The following is a 17,905-nucleotide window of genomic DNA, read 5'->3' on the forward strand; positions in this document are numbered from 1 at the left end:
AAGAAATAAGCATCCCATACAGAGTGTCTCAATAGGGGATGCTTATTTAACTTACTTAACTTACTTGAAGTAGTTATTAATTTGCTCTTGAGCCGCTTTCATAATCGTATCCATACCAGCAGACTTTAATTCAGCAGTAATTTTCGGAATCATTTTCTCCGGATCGGATGCGCCTGTAATGAGTTCATATTTGTATTTATCCCATACGGATTGGCAATTTGCCACTTCAGTCTGAAGATTGCTGATGTCCAGTGCGAAACCTAGCACAGTGGAGGATGTCGCTGCGTCATTCAGCTTTTTAACTTGATCCCATTGATCCTCAGGAGCACCTTTGGTAACTGCTAGATTAAAGAATGTACCTTGGGAGTATGCAGCCAGCGGCCAAGTATCAGAAGTACGCTCGATAACCTTTTCGCCATCCACATTTTTGTAATCTACGTCTAGCTCGCCGAATGCAAGCATATTGCGTAGTTTTGGATCAGTATTGACTAATTCGAGGTACTTCAATGCTTCTTTCTTATATTTCGAATTCGCAGAAATCGCATTCAGGGAGCCTTGGATCGTGCTTGTTGTATAAATAGGGCCAAAGTGTTGAACCATATCATATTTTTCAACAGCATCATTGATTTGCCAGCTTACTTCTGCACCTGGAAATGCCTGAGCAGCAAAGAATGGTCTGCCTTTATCATTCTCTGTTTTAGTCGGAGCATCTGGGTTGATGATGCCATCTTGGTACCATTTATGCAGGAGCTTCAGATCGGCCATAACATCAGGCTGCTCAAGAACAGAAACAACCGTGCGTGATGCATCGTCAGCTTTTACGCCAACTGGAGTGAAGCCTAGCGTTAAATCATCATAATTGTTAAAGAAACCATTCAAGCCTTCACCTTGCGTCATCGGCAATGGGTAGAAGCTCTTGCCTTCGCCGGACTTGATGTTGTGAAGCGGTTGATCAAGATCCTGCAGGGTTTTGATGTTGTTGATATCAATATTGTACTTTTGCACGTATTTATCATCGTACACCCAATATTGCGTTAGTGCCGAATCTTTATAAGTAGGAACGGAATAATATTTGCCGCCAATTTTTGTGCCATCCCAAACCTTTTCAGGAATCAATTTGTATAAGTCAGGCGCATCACTTTGAACTAAATCAGTGATATCGGCAAAAGCTCCCATAGCCACTTGCTTGCTGTATTTACCGCTGTTTGTGAACATAATGTCGAAGGGTTCGCCAGTATTTACAATTGTGTTGATTTTGGTATCCCATTCACCCCAGCTGGCTACTTTGATGTCAATTTTCACACCAATCTTCTCCGCTGTATATTCATTCATAGCATCAATCGCTTTGCCGAAGTTATTAGGCACTTGGCCGCCGATCGTCCACCAGATGAGCGTCGGAATATCCTTGCTTGGTGTTTCGCTGTCCTTTGGTGCGTCTGTCGTTGACGGAGCATTTGTTGCAGCTGGAGAGTTTGAGCCGGAGCAGGCTGCTAAGCCACTCACCAGTAGTGTGAGAATACAAAGCGTAGAGATGAACTTCCAAGATTTCTTCATTTCATTTCCCCCTTATTGAAGTTGTGTCACCGTAAGCGTTGTACAGTGATCTATCATAAACCAAGCAGGCTTGGTTTATTTCGTTGATTATCCTTTGACTGCGCCAATCGTTAACCCGGAAATGAAATATTTCTGGAAGAACGGATAGGCGAAGGCTACAGGCAGAACAATGATAATCGCTACAGCCATGCGGGCAGATTCCTTCGGCATCGTTGCGACGAGCACGGCATAGCTTACGCCCATACTTGCAGCATTTTTGGCAAGCGCATCGACATTGCTCATCAAGCTGTTAAGCAGTGCCTGCAAAGAATATAGGTTCTGGTTGTTGATGTATAACATCGATTGAAACCAGTCATTCCAATAAGAGAAGCAGAGAAATAGTCCAATGGTTGCAATGACCGGCAAGGAAATCGGCAGAATGATGGAGAAAAAGATTCGCAGCTGGCTCGCACCATCAATTTCAGCAGATTCAATCAGCCCGTCGGGAATCGTGCTTTTAAAGAAGGTTTTACAAATGATAACGTTAAATGAAGAGACGGCAAGCGGCAGAATAAGTGCCCAGACGCTATCTTTTAGTCCTAATAGATTAGTATTAATGAAGTAGCTGGAAACCAGACCGCCATTGAATATCATAGGAATGAAAACGACCCAAGTTAGAAAGCCCTTCAGTTTGTAGTTTGGACGAGAAAGGACATAACCCATGGAGGTGGTAAGAAATATACCGAGCACAGTACCAACCACCGTAACAAGAGCGGATACGCCGAGCGCCCGCAAAATCATCGTACCTTGCTTGATCACATAAGCGTATGCTTCGCCTGATAATGCAACCGGCAATATATGATATCCTGTCTCACGTATGGAGTCCTCACTGGAAAGTGAAATGGATAGCACTACAATTACGGGTATGACGCAGATCAGCGCCAATACGATAAAGATCAGGTTGAAAAATAGGTTTACAACGTTGCTTGTACGGTTGAATTTCTCAAGGCCTGTTTCGTAAGTCCTTCTCGTTGACATGGTCTTACCTCCTTACATCATCGCGCTATCAGGATCGATTTTACGAACAATCCAATTAGCGATTAGAATAGTTGCACAACCCAGAACGGACTGTACGAATGCGGCAGCAGCTGCCATTCCTAAGGTAGCGGATTTCAGTTGTTTATACACCATGACATCGATGGTGGTAGACACGTTAAACAATGAATTGGAATCTCGCGTGACCTGAAAGAACAAGCCGAAATCGGTGTAGAATATACGTCCAACTGACAGAATGAACAGCATGACGATAACGAGTTTGAGCATAGGCAATGTAATAAAGCGAGTTTGCTGCCAAATGGAAGCGCCATCAATTACAGCTGCTTCATAGTACGTGCTGTCAAGGCTTGTGATGGTTGCCAGATAAATGACCATGCCATAACCTAAGCCTTTCCATACATTTAAGAGAATTAGAATGTACGGCCAGTAAGCCGGCTCCATGTACCAGTTAACAGGATCGCCGCCCATGTTGACGAGCAATTGATTAAGAATCCCTTTATCAAAGCTTAGGAACGCCCAGCCTACAGCAGATACGACAACCCAAGATAAGAAATAAGGGAGGAACATCATCGTCTGATAGACTTTACTTGCTTTGCGGCTGTGGAGCAGCCCGATCATAATAGCGAAGAGAACGGGCAACACAATACCTAGAACGATAAAAATAATGTTGTATCCAATGGTGTTTCGAATAATGATCCAAGCGTCATTTGACTTGAATAAGAACTCAAAGTTTTTGAAGCCTACCCAAGGACTATTAAATACATTGCTCAAAAACCCGCCGCTAATTTTGAAGTTTTTGAAGGCAATAATGATCCCGAACATAGGTAAGAAACAAAACAGGATGTACCATATCGTTGTAGGCAATGCCAAAAGGGTGAGTTCCGTATCCTGCTTGTGCCAACGAATTCGTAAGCGCTTTCTTTTATCTTGAAGTTCAACTGTCGATTTCATGCCTTTTACTCCTTTCGGTGTCTTCTCGGATGTGTTGCACTTGTTAAGCTCATTGTATAATAGGAGGATTTGATGCTTCTAGATAACAAACTTGATACTATAGTCAACAAACGTTAGATTCGATCATTCTGTTTTACAGAACTTTAAGAATGGACTCAAGGTTTAATTCCAATATGTGTTAAAATAAATGGATAATTACGTGAATGGGCTTGAAAAGTTAAGTTAGGAGTGTGGATAATGGGTACATTTCTTTCAAATATCCAGGTTTTCACCGGTGTGCAGGATAGCGCAAAGCTGCTCGAAGAACTGGTGCTTGCCGTAAGAAATAGGCTGGTAGGGGACGAATATGAGGAAACAGACAACGCTGAATCGGCTGATCGCTCCCTTATTTTGCAGATTTCCTCTGATCGGTGGATTTCCGTCTACGACCAAAGACTTGACGAACAGGACATGGATGCGATGGACACGCTTGGCACTTCCATCTCGGCATCTGCTGGAGTGCCTGCTATTGGTTCCCTCGTACACGATAGCGACTTGCTCTTCATGCGTCTGTACCGGAATGGTAGGATGGCCGATACGATAATCAATGACTTGAATCTATTCAATGAGATGTTCGAGGGGAGTCGTCCCCGAAAACGGAATGGGCTGCCTTCAAAATGGGCTGAGGTTTGTTCACCTGGTGTGAACCCTGCCGAACTAAAGGCTATTTGGGAGAAAGAAAGGGTCTTTGCTGAAGACGCGCTGGTGCTGGCGGCGGAGCTGCTGGATATTCCAACTGAAGCGGCAATGCGGGGTTATGAGACGGATTCAGATTTTAACCAACATACGAAGGTACTTCATTTGCGCAGCAAGATCCGCTTCACGGATCATATTGAAGAAATCAATGGACCCAAACTGGCATTCTCAAGCTGGAACTCCTTCGCAGCAGGGGATGTTGGCATTTCGTCAAAGGTTTTATACGGCCTAATTAATCAAGGGCAAGCCTTTACTGGACTTGATGTGCTGCTTTGGGGGACGGCTCTTGAAGAGAGGTTAATTGAACCAGGACAGGGGATTCTGATTTGCACGTCGAACCAATCTCATACCCGGAATGAATGGAACAGTGAACCGCAGCCGTATGAGTTCGAAGTAAAACAGTCGGGAATGGATCAACTATCGCAAATTAAGGGATACCGCTATGAATATCCAGAAATATCCTTTCCTGATGGGTATGTACAGATGATGAATCCAGAGACAGCTGCCAAGCTAGGCCTCATGCGTAAGTGGATGGACAGTTTTAATCAAAATGGCTATTCGTTTCAGCTTTCGTTTACAGGAAAAAGGGTGGGCAAATCCGATCTATTCATTGCATTTTTTCCGAGAGAGATTGGGGAAGGCCAGCTGGTTAAAAGCTTGCCAGTATTTATTGGTGTAAAACCGGATAAAGGTTCAAGTTAAAGAAAAAGATTGGTACGGGCGGCAAATGTAGTTAATGACGTCGTTCCTGATCATAGTTCCTTTTGAAATAACCGGGATTGACCCCAGCTATGGACTTGAAAGTTTTGGATAAGTGATGAACATCAGTGAAACCGCAATATTCACTCGTCTGCTGCAGGGACATGCCTTCCTTCAACAGCTCCTGAGCATGCTGGATACGCAAGTTGAGTAAGTATTGATAAGGTGTCATATTGAATTGTTTCTTAAATAGTACTGTGAATCGAGAGGGAGAAAGGTCTGCTCTTTTGGCCATATCGCTAACATTGATAGGTTCTGAGATGCGAAACGCTAAATAGGACGTAATCCAGTTCAAGAAAGGACGACGAGATGACGAGGCAGCTTGTGGCTTCATATAACTTTTGAAAATCACGGTCAGAAATTCATAAGCCAGCTGATTGGCTTCCATGATGCCTAGATAGGTTTGTGACTGCCAGCATTCGATGATCTTGAAGACGAGGTCACGCAGCTTAACGGAGTGCGGAGTTTCAAGTTTAAATGGAATGAGTAAGGAATCGCATTCATGCAATCTAGGTTGTGAATAGGTGGAGTAGGGGGACATGTCCAATTGTCCTGGTCGCGTGATAAAGCTCTTATCCTTCTCTGAATTATAAAAGAAATCCAGATGCACGTAAGGATTGATCGTATCGGTAATGCCTTTGATTGTATGTACGTCCCCGGGCTGAAGCAAACAGAGATCTCCTGCATTCAGGAGATGAACGTTACCGTTGACCTCGATTTCGAACGAACCCTCCTGCACGTAAAAAATGATATAATCCAGCAAATCGCGCTCGCCTAAGAAAAAGGGTGGACGGATCGCATAATCTGATTCGCGAACATAAGGAGCGATAGTGTAGTCCTCTAATCTCATCGTAATTTGCCTCTTTCATTATAAAATAATCGTTTTATACATAAAAAATAGATCTTATATATACAGGTATATAGCTTATATTCCATTAAGATGAAGGTGGATTGTTGTTCAAGTATACCATGATCTTAAGGGAGGGTATAAGCGTGAAAAAGGCGTATAAGGGTACTGAAATGAGAGAAATAAGTTTTCCGCTTGGAGGAATCGGCAGCGGAAGCATCGGTCTTGCGGGCAATGGGCGGTTGGTGGACTGGGAAATATTCAACCGTCCAAACAAGAAGAGTTTCAACGGTTTTAGCCACTTCGCAATAAAGGCGGAGCGGGAGGGGAAAATGCTTGATGCGCGGGTGTTGAACGGCGATTTGCAAGCGCCTTATGTCGGCGAACATCTTCGCGGAGCACCGCTTCATAGCGGATATGGATTCGGACCTGAAAGCCAGACGATGGCGGGTATGCCGCATTTTCGGGAAGTGGAATTCAGTGGCGAATTCCCGTTGGCAGGCATGTCATTCGCGGAAATCGATTTCCCCGGGCGCGTCGAATTAGTGGCCTTTAACCCGTTCATACCACTCCAAGAGGATGACTCAAGTCTTCCCGCGGCTTTTTTTGAGTGGGAAATTAAAAATACAAATCATGAAACGATTGCGTACACGTTATGCCTCTCGGCTGGCAACCCCATTCCGACGGAAAAGGTAAATCACCGCTACAGCATGATGGAAGGCACCGAAGGCGAATGCATACACATGATTAAGCTAAGCTCTGACCAGCATGACGATGCGCACGCTCAGTTCGGCGATATCACTCTGTCAACTGATGCATCAGATGTCAGCTACCAAGAATTCTGGTATCGCGGCGGCTGGTGCGACAATCTCGAGATGTTCTGGCATGACCTCACGCAGCAAGGACGTTTGCAAAATCGGCAGTATCCCGTGACTGAGCCGCCTTTGGTTCGCAAAGACACGGCATCACTTGCCGCTCATATTGAGCTGAAACCCGGAGAAAAGAGAAAGATTCGGTTCACGATCAGTTGGAACTTTCCAAACGTGGAAAACTATTGGAATCCCAATCCGCTAGGCTCTAACAGCTGGAAAAATTATTATGCGACGCTGTTTGAGGATTCCAGCGCATGCGCGAAGTATGCGTTTGACCATTGGGATCGTCTTTACAGCGAGACCGTTAAGTTCAAAGATGCGTTGTTCTCATCGACGGTGCCAGATGTCGTCATTGATGCAGTGTCCGCAAATTTATCCGTGGTCAAATCGGCAACAACACTACGTCTAACCGACGGTTCCTTCTATGGATTCGAAGGCAACATCGAAGATACTGGCTGTTGCGAAGGTTCCTGTACGCATGTATGGAATTATGCTTATGCTCTGCCATTCCTGTTCCCACGCCTAGAGCGCAGCATGCGGGATTTAGATTTTAAATACAATAAACGCGAAGACGGGAGAATGTCATTCCGGTTAATGCTCCCGCTCGGACGCGAGCGGATGGATTCCCGTGCTTGCGCGGATGGCCAATTCGGCGGCGTTATTAAAGTATATCGAGATTGGAAAATATCGGGCAATACAGAGTGGCTTACGTCCGTCTGGCCAGAAATCAAGCAAAGCATTATGTACGCTTGGGCCGATACAAACGAGGACAAATGGGATCCAGATAAAACGGGCGTATTGTCGGGCAGGCAGCATCACACTCTTGACATGGAGCTATACGGCCCGAATTCTTGGCTGAGCGGATTTTACTTAGCGGCCCTTAAAGCGGGAGCGGAGATGGCGGCATTCTTGGGTGAGAGTGAAACTGCTGACGAATTTGACAGCCTGTTTCGATCGGGAAAGCGATGGATCGATGAGCATCTGTTCAATGGCGAGTACTACGTGCAACAAGTCGATTTATCGGATAAATCGCTGCTCGATACATTCGACACGGATACCGTCAGCACGTATTGGAACAATGAACGAGGGGAAATCAAATACCAGATTGGGGAAGGCTGCGTCATTGATCAAGTCATTGCACAGTGGCACGCTAATTTATGCGGTTTGGGCGAAATTTTCGATAAGGAACAGATGCGTACAGCTTTGAAGTCGTTGTATCGGTATAATTTCAAATCCAGCATGAGGCGGGAAGCGAATACTTGGCGCTTGTACTCTCTTAACGACGAGGGCGGACTCGTGATCTGCACTTGGCCAGAGGGCCGAAATAAGCCGGCGATTCCACTCACTTATAACTCAGAGACGATGACCGGCTTCGAATACCAAGCGGCTGCGCACATGATTCAAGAGGGTTTCATCGATGAGGGGGTTTCCATTGTTCATGCAATCCGGGAGCGTTACGACGGCGAAAAACGCAATCCGTGGAACGAGATCGAATGCGGCAGCAACTACGCGAGATCTATGGCAAGTTACTCCTTGCTGCAAGCCTTCAGCGGCTTCGAATATGACATGGTCGAAGGCATGATTGGATTCAAACCTGTTCAGTCGGATTTGGATAAGTTTTGTACGTTATGGTCGCTTGATATGGGCTGGGGCGTCTACGAGCAAAGCAAGACACAGACGCAGTTACAATTACTGGGCGGCAAGCTGGTCTTGAAATCGATTGGATTACCCGAAAATAGAATCGAAACGATTAAACAAATCGAATTAGGCGATGCTAGTTTGGCTTATATCATCGTAGAAGATAGGATTCATTTTGAACCGCCGATTATCATTGATGAGGGAAATATGCTTGTAATTAAGCATGCTTAGGGGCAAGAGGTTAGTTTTATCCAGTCTGACAGAACGTATCCTACCTCATTAAGTTAACTATTTCGGCCAAAGCGTCATTTGTACGTATGCTTGATATGCGTTTTAACATCCAGAAAAGCTCTAGTTTATGGGCATTTGCGAACTTAAGCCTATAACCACTGTTTTCCAAAACGGTGGTTTTTTGTTTTATATTAAATTTAATCATTAGGAATAGTCGTTTACTATTTTTGAATGAACAAAGAATGAAAAACACTTGAACAACTCAGTGAAAAGTATAATATGGAAATGAAGCTATATTTAATAAGAACTTGGGGACTGCGTGAAGCAAGCTGTTAAGGTATCGTTGTGCAAATAAAGGAGGAGCGTGCATGAGGATGAGTCAAGACGCTGCTGTTAAAAGCCAATGGGTGGTGGAGGTTCGATGAGGATTGACGATCAAGAGTATATTTCGAGCGAGCTTCTATTAATTTTGGAAGCGGTTGCAGATCAATTGATTCCAGGAGATGCATGGCCGTCGGCGACCGATGGAGGAGTTATAGCATACCTGAAACGTATTGCTGCCCAGGATACCGCTGTCTGGACGGATCTGATAGAACCAGGACTTCGTGCATTGGAAGCAGAGGCATTAGCTCTCCATGACCAACCTTTTTCGGAACTATCGCCTCATGAGAAGGATCGATTGTTGCGCGACGTTGAGCATGATTCTTTTGGCGGCTGGCCTGTTTCATCCAAACGTTTCTTTGACACTTTATTGTGTCTGGTCGTTGAAGGATATTATGGAAGCCCGGAGCTTGGCGGGAATAGTGAAGGCAGATCATGGGGAATGATCGGGTTTCGTCCGGGGCCTGTCCCCGAAAGCATTGACACGGCCCCAGAAATAGATTTACCGCAAAAAAAATTCGATCAGCTTCGGGACCAATATGATGTGGTCATCATAGGTGCTGGCGCAGGCGGCTCGGTTGCGGCGGCTGTATTAGCTGAATCAGGGCTTCAAGTTCTCGTTATTGAGCGTGGAAGCTGGCTTCGATACAGTCAGGTAGGCAGTGATCATTTGCGCAACCATCGCTTTAGCAAATATGGTCATAACACAGGACCAGGAATGGAAGGCAGCCCTCGTACGATTCTATTGGCGGGCGGAGATGAGCGAATTACGTCGCCTATTGATGGGGACTATCACAATAATGCAATGACGCTGGGTGGAGGGACACGGGTTTACGGGGCGCAAGCATGGCGATTTCATCCAGATGACTTCCGCATGGCGAGTCGCTATGGAATACCAGATGGGAGCTCGCTGAGCGATTGGCCGATTAGCTATGAAGAACTTGAACCGTATTACATGCGAGCCGAGTGGGAAGTTGGCGTCTCTGGTGATGGGAATGCCCATTCTGGACGCGGGAAGCGACGACAGGATTATCCAATGCCAGCGCTGTCACGTACGCTGGAGGCAGAACGTCTAGCTAGAGCAGCAGAAAAGTTGGGATGGGAAGCAGGTCCGGTGCCGCTGCTCATCAACTCCGTTGATAGGGACGGTCGGCCAGCTTGCGGCCGGTGCGGACAGTGTGTTGGATTTGCCTGCCCGACCAATAGCAAGAATGGCGGGCATAATACGATGTTAGTGAGGGCTCTCGCAACCGGTAACTGCGACCTGATCTGTGATACTACGGTGGAGCGCATTGAAACCGAGGGTGGAAAACATGCTACTGGGGTTCGTCTCGTGCAGCAATTGGAGGGCTCAATCCAGCGACGGATAATACGTGCGGGGCATGTTGTAGTTGCCGCCGGAGCTATCGAAAGCGCACGCCTCCTACTCAACTCGGCAACGGAATTAGAACCGGATGGAATCGGCAATCGGAGCGGACAAGTAGGAAGAAACCTTCAAGGCCATGTCTACTCTGGTGCTTACGGCCTCTTTGATGAACCGATTCAAGACGGTCTTGGTCCGGGAGTGAGCATTGCTACTTTCCGCTTTGACCATAGTAACGAGGGCATTATCGGGGGAGGGTTGCTTGCCAACGAGTTCACTCGGTTGCCGCTTATTCACTGGTATCGAGCGCTTGCCCCGAATGCGGCGCGATGGGGGAGCGCAGGCAAGGAAACCATGCGGCAGAGCTTCTTGCGCACCAGCCAAATTCAGGGGCCGATCCAAGAGATCCCGAGCGCGGAATCCCGAGTGCGGCTATCGAATGCGGTAAAGGATCGCTTTGGCATACCTGTTTCTCAGCTCTCGGGTAGCGTCCATCCTGAGTCGCTGCGAGCATCAGCCATGCTGGGAGAGCAAGCAGAGAAGTGGCTCTGGGCTGCTGGGGCAAGTGAAGTTTGGCAAACTCGGGCAGGTGGCGGGCTTAGCGCCGGACAGCATCAGGCAGGTACACTTCGCATGGGCAATGACCCTTCTACTTCCGTCACTGATCCCTCAGGTCGTGTACATGGATACGACAATCTCTGGGTGAGCGACGGATCTGTTCACGTAACAAATGGCGGTGTTAACCCGGTGTTGACGATCATGGCTTTAGCTTTCCGTACTGCAGAGAACCTCGTGAAACAAGGGTAGCGAAAAATTAGAGAAGCATAGTAAAAAAACGAATCATAAAAGACTCGCTAAACCCTCGGATGGTCATCTTGCTATCAGAGAAGCGTAGTGGAAGAACTGCATCTGTGAAGTTCAAAAAAGGGAGGTAATCATGTCCATTATACGCCTTGCTACCCTGGAAGATATCGATGAACTTGTTCGAATGCGCTGGGAGTTCTCGGAAGAGGAGAACTGCGATATTACACTAAACTACGAGGAGTTCCATCAGACTTGTTATGAATTCTTAGTTAAAGCAATGAAAAGCGGAGACTGGTATATTTGGGTAGCAGAAGATTCAGGAAGCATAGTGTCACATATGTATCTTCAACTCATTCATAAGGTACCGAGACCCGGTAAATCCCCGGACCCTTATTATGGATACGTGACCAACGTATATACGCGACCAGCATTTAGAAATCAAGGAATTGGCAGCGACATTCAATTGGCCATGGAGCATTGGTCAAAAGAAAATAAAGTCGAGTTCCTTTTGGTTTGGCCGAGCAGCAATAGTGTGCAGTTTTACTCCAAAAATGGTTTCTTTCGCTGCGAAGAAGCGATGGAAAAGCATTTTTAATTTTATAATAAGAGCAGGAGCTGCGATAGCCTGCTCTTCTTTTTTTGCTCGATCAGAAAATAATCAGATTTCTCTATTCGTATTCGTCCACATCCGCTAAGATAGGTTAGTACTTAAAAAGATTGATAGCGGGGGTTCAGCACCCCAATCGAAAAGGAGCACTAACCATGATTAAGCAAGTATTAGGATTACAACAGAAAGAAGGATCTGCTGAAAAGAAGGTTACCTGGCTGGAGCTGTTTTATGATCTGCTTTTTGTAGCGGCAGTTTCAAAAGCAGCTCATGTGCTGCTGCATGTCGAGAATGGCACCATTCCAGTAGAATACTTAGGGAAATTCGTTTTAATCTTTGTTCCGATTTGGTGGGCTTGGGTGGGGCAGTCGCTTTTTGTAAATCGCTTCGGACAAGATGTCTTGTCTCACAGAATATTTCTGATTTTACAATTATTTTTTGTATTAATAATGACGGCTAGCTTATCGGTTGATTTTGATCAATATTATGTTTCATTTTTAATAGGCTATATTGGTTTAAGAGCTATGACGGCCATTCAATATTTAGCGGTACATAAGACAGAAGAAGCACATAAAAAAATCACTGCTCAGTATTTAGGGAGTCGCTTTTGGATTGGTTTGGTCATATCTGCATCATCATTATTTTTTKACTCGTGGATACGTTATGCCGTTTTGTATGCTGGAATAGCTGTAGACATATTGCTGCCTTTAATCGGTCGAAAATATTTAGTGAAAAGCCCGGTAAATACTCATCATTTATTAGAACGCTTCTCACTGTTTACCCTTATTCTGCTTGGCGAATCCGTAATCAGCATACTAGCTGTATTGCAGTCCAGCAACTGGACGTGGCAATCTATCTTATTTGCGTTAATTACTTTTGTGTTAATCATCGCTATGTGGTGGCAATATTTTGATAACGTCGAGAAGAAAGTAAACAAATCAATAGAGACTGCAGGACAAACGATTATTTATGGACATTTATTCATTTATTTATCGATGTGTATGATCGCAGCTTCGATTCAGTTGTTATTTTTGAAACAATTAGATTATTTATTTATGTTAGGTTATATGTTTGGATCTGTATTGCTCTACTTTTTTTCAACCTCATTAGTTTTCCATAAGTATAGACATGAACATCAAAGATTGGGCATATCACATTTAATGCTTTTCTTAGGGTTGCTAGTCGCTTTTTTTACAGTGGATTTGTTTCTTGTACTTCCCAATTACATAATCATTGGAGAAGTGATGGTGTTTTTTGTTGTATATGCAAAATTAACAACGCAAAACGTGAAAAAGCCATGAGCACGGATCATTGCTGAACGGTGCTCATGACTATCGACTTGTCTGCTGCTTGCTATGGGCTGATGATACCTTTGGCCCGAGCATCTTTCAGCCACTGCGGGTATTCATTGAATAGTCGATCATACAGATCCTCGTCACTAACTTGGTCCAAATCATCCAGCGCAAAAAAATCGGCGTTATCGAGTACTCGTCCCCTCAAATCATCGAGCTTACGCAGCACGCCGAAGTCGGCATTACCGAGGCCGACAAATTGCCAAAATATATTTTGACCGGAGCTATCAATAAGCAGCTTCGAAATTTTCTTCGTTTCATAGATGCCGCCATCACTGAAGAAGACTATATAGGTTGGCATTTTTGAAGGCTCTTCTTGTGTATACTTCTTGATTATATCGGCCATAACGAGAGGTTCATTATTACCAGCGCCGAGTCCACCAAATAGGCGAGGGGCCGGATATGTATTTTTAACGTAATTTTCGTATTCATTTTCGTTTACGCTCTTCATTCGTTGACTCTTCGAGGCAAAGAACCAGACATCCATCATGCCATCGTCATCCATGCTTGCAGCAACTGCAAGTACCCGCTCAAAGGCTCGCTGCACGACGCCTTTTTCGTAGAGAGCATACATGGATCCAGAGGCGTCGAATATAACAGCTACGCGTGCTTTTTGCTGATCGATATTTTTTTTGCGAAGCGATATAGCCACCTTTTGCTTCAACAAATCAATTTTGTTCAAATTAATTTTAGATGGCGCAGCACTTGCCGAGGAACTCGCTGCGCCTGAGCGTGCAGCTTTGATTTCGGATACAGCTTTTGAGCGTGCAGCTTTGATTTCGGATACAGCTTTTGAGCGTGCTTGATCGGCTTGAATCGTCGGAACTGCAGGGGATGGGGGACTGCTTGTATCTTCTTCCTCAGCAACGTTTACGCCATGAGCTTCTGCGAGCGGTTTCAAACCACCGTGGAAACCTTTGCCAACCGCACGAAGCTTAAAGCCGCTTGAATGCAGGTACAGCTCGGCGAGCACTAGTGAGGTTTCAGCATTTCCTTCTGTTATTTCATATACAACTTTATTCACCGAGGTTTCGGCAGTGATTTGGCATCCCTTTACATCTGCGAACGTTCCTGGTCCATCAAGGGTGATCGCAAATACGCATTTTTGAACCTTCGATGACTGGAGGGCTGTAAGATTAATGATAAATTCACTATTCCATTTGTCTTGTGGAGTGAATTGCACGATGCGCCCGGGATCCGCAGGCTGGTTATAAAATACGAAATAATCATCGGATGAAACTTTACCGTCAGAGCCTACCATAAAGCAGCTGACATCGAGCTCTGCTGGCGAATTCTTGCAGGAAATGGAAACCTTCACTGTGGCCGCCTCGCCAAGTGGAGCATTAGCGCCTGTTATTAATTTAATCGTAGAAGTACTCATACGTTCACTCTCCTTGTCTCGTACTGAGAATGTGAGGGATAACCTGCATATTATGGAAACCTTACGCTGTAATGGTTGAATTATATCATAGGTTTGAATAGAGAACTATTTTAATAGATAGGTGTAATTTAATAGATTATCCATGCTTAACAATCAATCTGATTAGCTTGGTTTGGTGTCCGGTGAGAATGGGTTTGGTTGTTGGAATTTAAAATGTTGATTCTATGTGCTTCCAAGCTTTGCTCATTCTTTCTATCCCGACTGTCAAATCATCGTCAGTGAGGTGGGAAAAGCCGAGGCTTATGCCAATCCGATTACGGTTCGTTCGATCTTTCACCCACTCGACGCCTGCTTCCCTGCAAGCCTTCTCAAAAGCATCATAATCCTCTTGTGCTCCTGTCCACCAACCGAATATATGCAAACCTGCATCTCCCTCAACCCAGCGAATCGGAATGGTCAATCGTTTCAACGCGTCGCGCAAAAGAGTGAATTTGTGGCTGTATATTCGCTTCATTCGTCTCAAATGCCGTTCATACAGCCCGCTATTCATGAACGAGGCGAGTGCCCGCTGCTCAAGAATTGCGCTTGGATGCGGCTCATATAACGCCTTTGCTCTAGCAAAGGGCACGACTAAAACTCTCGGCAGAACAACAAAACCAAGCCTTATATCCGTCATCATCGTTTTGGAAAATGTTCCTGTGTATATGACGAGATCAGCTGAAGTTTCCAAACTTTTGAGCGTCTCAATCGGTTTGCCTCGGTGGCGGAATTCACTGTCATATTCATCCTCGACGATAAATGCACTCTGATCAGCGGCCCATTGGAGCAGCTGCTGCCTTCGCTCCATGTTCAACACAGCCCCCGTTGGGTATTGGCGATTCGGTGTAACAAAAAGCAGCTTGGCATTCCACGGTTGCGGAACTAGTCCTTGATCGTCAACTTCACCTTCAATCAACATTGCTCCTGAAGCAAGCACAGCTTTCCGAATCCCATAATAACCGGGGCTTTCGGCTACGACGGCATCCCCAGAGCCTGCTAAAAGCTGTGTCAACAAGGCAATTGCTTGCATCGATCCGTTTACGATCGCAATTTGCTCCGAATTAGCAACAATACCCCGATAGCGCTGAAGATGCTTAGCGATGGCTTCGCGCAAAGTTTCCACACCAAGCGGCTTGTGTGCATCGATATTAGCTTTTTCTGTCATTTTCCTTGTTTCATCATACAGGCACCGATTCCAGTCTTCCTTCGAAAACGAGCTCATGTCGGTTATTCCCAGTTGAAAGGATATTTTCTCGGAACATTTTGAATGCTCTGAACCATCATTTACTAATGTCTGATGGCTATCCGTCCCATCAATGTGGGTATCTGTTTCCCTGACATGAACTGCCATGCCTGCAATCCGCTCCCCCCATTCAGACAATTGTATTTCTCTCTTGGCAAAAGGGAGCAAAGAAAGGTTCGTAGTCTGATAACTAACGTATGTTCCGCTGCCGGTCATGGGAGCCACATAGCCTTCAGCTGCGAGTGCTTCAAGTACATTCGAAACTGTACCGCGTGAAAATCCATACATCCTCGCTAGTTCCCGGCTAGAAGGAAGCTTATCCCCATGGACAAGCTTGCCTTCCATCAAAGCATCCCGCAGCGCATGGTACAACATCTCATATTTGGTGGTGTAACGTTCCTTATACGGCTCTAAAGCTAAATAAATAGTCATGTTTGCTTACCTGCCGTTTCTAAAGTGGTCTAATGAAATGGATCGAAAATGGATCTATTACTAATCCGATATGCATCATATAATGACAACAATCTCACATTTCAAGTAAACAAGCAATACGGAATCCACACCATAACAGAGATACTATTCTTATATAAAATCGGAGGTCACGGTAATGAATACAGAAAAAAACACATTGCAAGGAACGCGCGCAAAGCTGACCTTGTTGGAGGAGCATCATGCTGACATGCTGCTGGAAGCGGCAAAGGACACACCGATTTGGGGTGTGTCTTTGAAAGGGATTTCTTCGTTAGCTGATGCCGAGCAGTATATTGGGCAAGCCAAAAAAGAAGAGGCAGCGGGAACCTGCATTCCTTTTGTTATATGGGATCAGGTACAGAATAAAATTGTTGGGAGTACCCGATTTTTCGATATTTCAGCAGAGCATCGCGGTTTGGAAATCGGCTACACCTGGATGAACCCCAGCGTTTGGCGGACAAGGGTGAATACCGAATGCAAATATTTGCTGCTGCGCGAAGCATTCGACAATCACAACATGATCAGAGTACAGCTTAAAGCGGATCTTCGTAATACGAGGTCACAGGCAGCTATTGAGCGCATCGGTGGCATTCGAGAAGGGGTGCTGCGCAACCATCGCGTGTTAAGTGACGGCTATATTCGCGATACAGTAATGTACAGCATTACGAATCAGGAATGGCCGTCGGTTAAGGCAAGGCTGGAGTCTTATCTCTCTAAATAAAAATGGTAAACAAGTAATTTCTTGACAGCTCACTTCGAGTCGGTATACATTTGTATACATAAACCGTTTGTATACAAATGTATACAACTTGAGGAGGAGTAACGATGCGCGAGGGAAGACACGGACACATAGGGCATCACGAACACAGAGGACACAGAGATCGGGGACATGAACACGACGGTAGAAGACATGAGCGTACTTCAAGCGCTCAAACCTTTCGCCGAGGCAGAGCGATTGCATTCCTGGAGAGACTTCAAACGAAGCGCTCAACTTTACTGCATCAACTGAATCAGCCAGAATACGACGCCATCAAACTAGTTATAAGCGGTGAATTAAAAGCTACGGATGCGATTATTCAGGAGTTTATCCAGTCGTTTGAGCTTCGCGAAGCAGCTCCTGAAAGCGACAATAACAGGATTGGAGAAGATGAGAAAAATGACAGTAACTGAAGCAATCAGAGCCCGTAGAAGTATCAAATCATTCAGTTCTCAGCCCATTTCCGAAAGTGATTTGATTTCTTGGCTAGAGACTGCCAGCTATGCGCCAAACCATCGCTTTAACGAGCCTTGGGAGCTCCTGTTTATTGGACCAGAAACAAGAACTAAATTAAATCATAAAACGGACTTTGGCAAAGCGCCTGTCGTTATTGGAGTATTGTCTAAACCAGGTTCGACTTCATTTGAACGCGACGAGAATGTTATGGCTGTCTCATGTTTTGTACAGAACTTCTTATTAGCCGCTCATGAAGCTGGTGTTGGTATGTATTGGGCTTCTCTGGGGGCTTTGGCTCATAACCGCACCATTTTAGATGTGCCGGAAGATTACGATGTTATTGGTGTATTTGGAATTGGTTATCCAGCAGAAGTTCCAAATACTAAGCCAAGAACATCAATTGCTTCCAAGATTACGTATCTCTCTTAA

At 45.3% G+C, this 17,905-nt stretch carries 14 protein-coding genes; 8 read left to right on the forward strand and 6 right to left on the reverse strand.

Translation table 11 applies throughout. The features are described 5' to 3' along the window. Positions 1-60 precede the first annotated feature (60 nt). The 3 genes from AB4Z50_RS21345 to AB4Z50_RS21355 all read right to left on the reverse strand — a co-directional run bounded on the left by AB4Z50_RS21345 (position 61) and on the right by AB4Z50_RS21355 (position 3,540). Positions 61-1,554 (reverse strand): ABC transporter substrate-binding protein, encoded by a 1,494-nt coding sequence (locus AB4Z50_RS21345; protein ID WP_441881864.1) that lies wholly within the window; start codon positions 1,552-1,554, stop codon positions 61-63. 87 nt (positions 1,555-1,641) lie between these two features. Continuing rightward, positions 1,642-2,571, reverse strand: coding sequence for a carbohydrate ABC transporter permease (locus AB4Z50_RS21350; protein WP_076270576.1), 930 nt, complete (start codon positions 2,569-2,571; stop codon positions 1,642-1,644). A 12-nt stretch (positions 2,572-2,583) separates the two neighbouring features. Then, a complete protein-coding gene (locus AB4Z50_RS21355; protein WP_076270575.1) occupies positions 2,584-3,540 on the reverse strand; it encodes an ABC transporter permease in 957 nt (318 codons plus the stop codon). 237 nt (positions 3,541-3,777) lie between these two features. On the opposite strand from AB4Z50_RS21355, the gene AB4Z50_RS21360 reads away from it, so the two are divergent. Then, complete coding sequence (locus AB4Z50_RS21360) at positions 3,778-4,977, forward strand: hypothetical protein (protein WP_441881868.1); 1,200 nt, start codon at positions 3,778-3,780, stop codon at positions 4,975-4,977. Positions 4,978-5,008: 31 nt separating this feature from the next. Here the strand turns inward: AB4Z50_RS21360 and AB4Z50_RS21365 are convergent, their stop codons facing one another. Continuing rightward, positions 5,009-5,884 (reverse strand): AraC family transcriptional regulator, encoded by an 876-nt coding sequence (locus AB4Z50_RS21365; RefSeq protein ID WP_441881871.1) that lies wholly within the window; start codon positions 5,882-5,884, stop codon positions 5,009-5,011. Positions 5,885-6,027: 143 nt separating this feature from the next. On the opposite strand from AB4Z50_RS21365, the gene AB4Z50_RS21370 reads away from it, so the two are divergent. From AB4Z50_RS21370 to AB4Z50_RS21385, 4 genes are all read left to right on the forward strand, one after another. Further along, on the forward strand, positions 6,028-8,622 hold the full coding sequence (locus tag AB4Z50_RS21370) for a GH116 family glycosyl-hydrolase (protein ID WP_441881874.1): 2,595 nt from the start codon (positions 6,028-6,030) through the stop codon (positions 8,620-8,622). A gap of 421 nt (positions 8,623-9,043) precedes the next feature. Then, positions 9,044-11,173, forward strand: coding sequence for a GMC family oxidoreductase (locus AB4Z50_RS21375; RefSeq protein ID WP_441881877.1), 2,130 nt, complete (start codon positions 9,044-9,046; stop codon positions 11,171-11,173). A 130-nt stretch (positions 11,174-11,303) separates the two neighbouring features. After that, positions 11,304-11,765, forward strand: a complete 462-nt coding sequence (locus tag AB4Z50_RS21380; protein WP_441881880.1) for a GNAT family N-acetyltransferase — start codon at positions 11,304-11,306, stop codon at positions 11,763-11,765. A gap of 167 nt (positions 11,766-11,932) precedes the next feature. Beyond that, positions 11,933-13,078 carry a low temperature requirement protein A gene (locus AB4Z50_RS21385; RefSeq protein ID WP_441881883.1) on the forward strand — a complete coding sequence of 382 codons (1,146 nt, stop codon included), beginning with the start codon at positions 11,933-11,935 and terminating at the stop codon, positions 13,076-13,078. A gap of 52 nt (positions 13,079-13,130) precedes the next feature. Here AB4Z50_RS21385 and AB4Z50_RS21390 read toward each other — a convergent pair whose 3' ends face one another. Beyond that, complete coding sequence (locus tag AB4Z50_RS21390; RefSeq protein ID WP_441881886.1) at positions 13,131-14,510, reverse strand: VWA domain-containing protein; 1,380 nt, start codon at positions 14,508-14,510, stop codon at positions 13,131-13,133. A gap of 208 nt (positions 14,511-14,718) precedes the next feature. Next, on the reverse strand, positions 14,719-16,224 hold the full coding sequence (gene pdxR / locus AB4Z50_RS21395) for a MocR-like pyridoxine biosynthesis transcription factor PdxR (protein WP_441881889.1): 1,506 nt from the start codon (positions 16,222-16,224) through the stop codon (positions 14,719-14,721). Between the two features lie 175 nt (positions 16,225-16,399). Between pdxR and AB4Z50_RS21400 the strand changes: the two genes are divergently transcribed. The 3 genes from AB4Z50_RS21400 to AB4Z50_RS21410 all read left to right on the forward strand — a co-directional run bounded on the left by AB4Z50_RS21400 (position 16,400) and on the right by AB4Z50_RS21410 (position 17,905). Next, positions 16,400-16,984, forward strand: a complete 585-nt coding sequence (locus AB4Z50_RS21400; RefSeq protein ID WP_441881892.1) for a GNAT family N-acetyltransferase — start codon at positions 16,400-16,402, stop codon at positions 16,982-16,984. A 104-nt stretch (positions 16,985-17,088) separates the two neighbouring features. After that, positions 17,089-17,433 carry a hypothetical protein gene (locus AB4Z50_RS21405; RefSeq protein ID WP_441881895.1) on the forward strand — a complete coding sequence of 115 codons (345 nt, stop codon included), beginning with the start codon at positions 17,089-17,091 and terminating at the stop codon, positions 17,431-17,433. Continuing rightward, the gene (locus AB4Z50_RS21410) at positions 17,420-17,905 is read left to right on the forward strand and encodes a nitroreductase family protein (protein ID WP_441882197.1); all 486 of its coding nucleotides are present in this window, start codon (positions 17,420-17,422) and stop codon (positions 17,903-17,905) included. The genes AB4Z50_RS21405 and AB4Z50_RS21410 overlap by 14 nt, the downstream gene beginning before the upstream one ends.

The organism is Paenibacillus sp. 2TAB26, from assembly GCF_052115145.1.
Taxonomy (GTDB): Bacteria; Bacillota; Bacilli; order Paenibacillales; family Paenibacillaceae; genus Pristimantibacillus.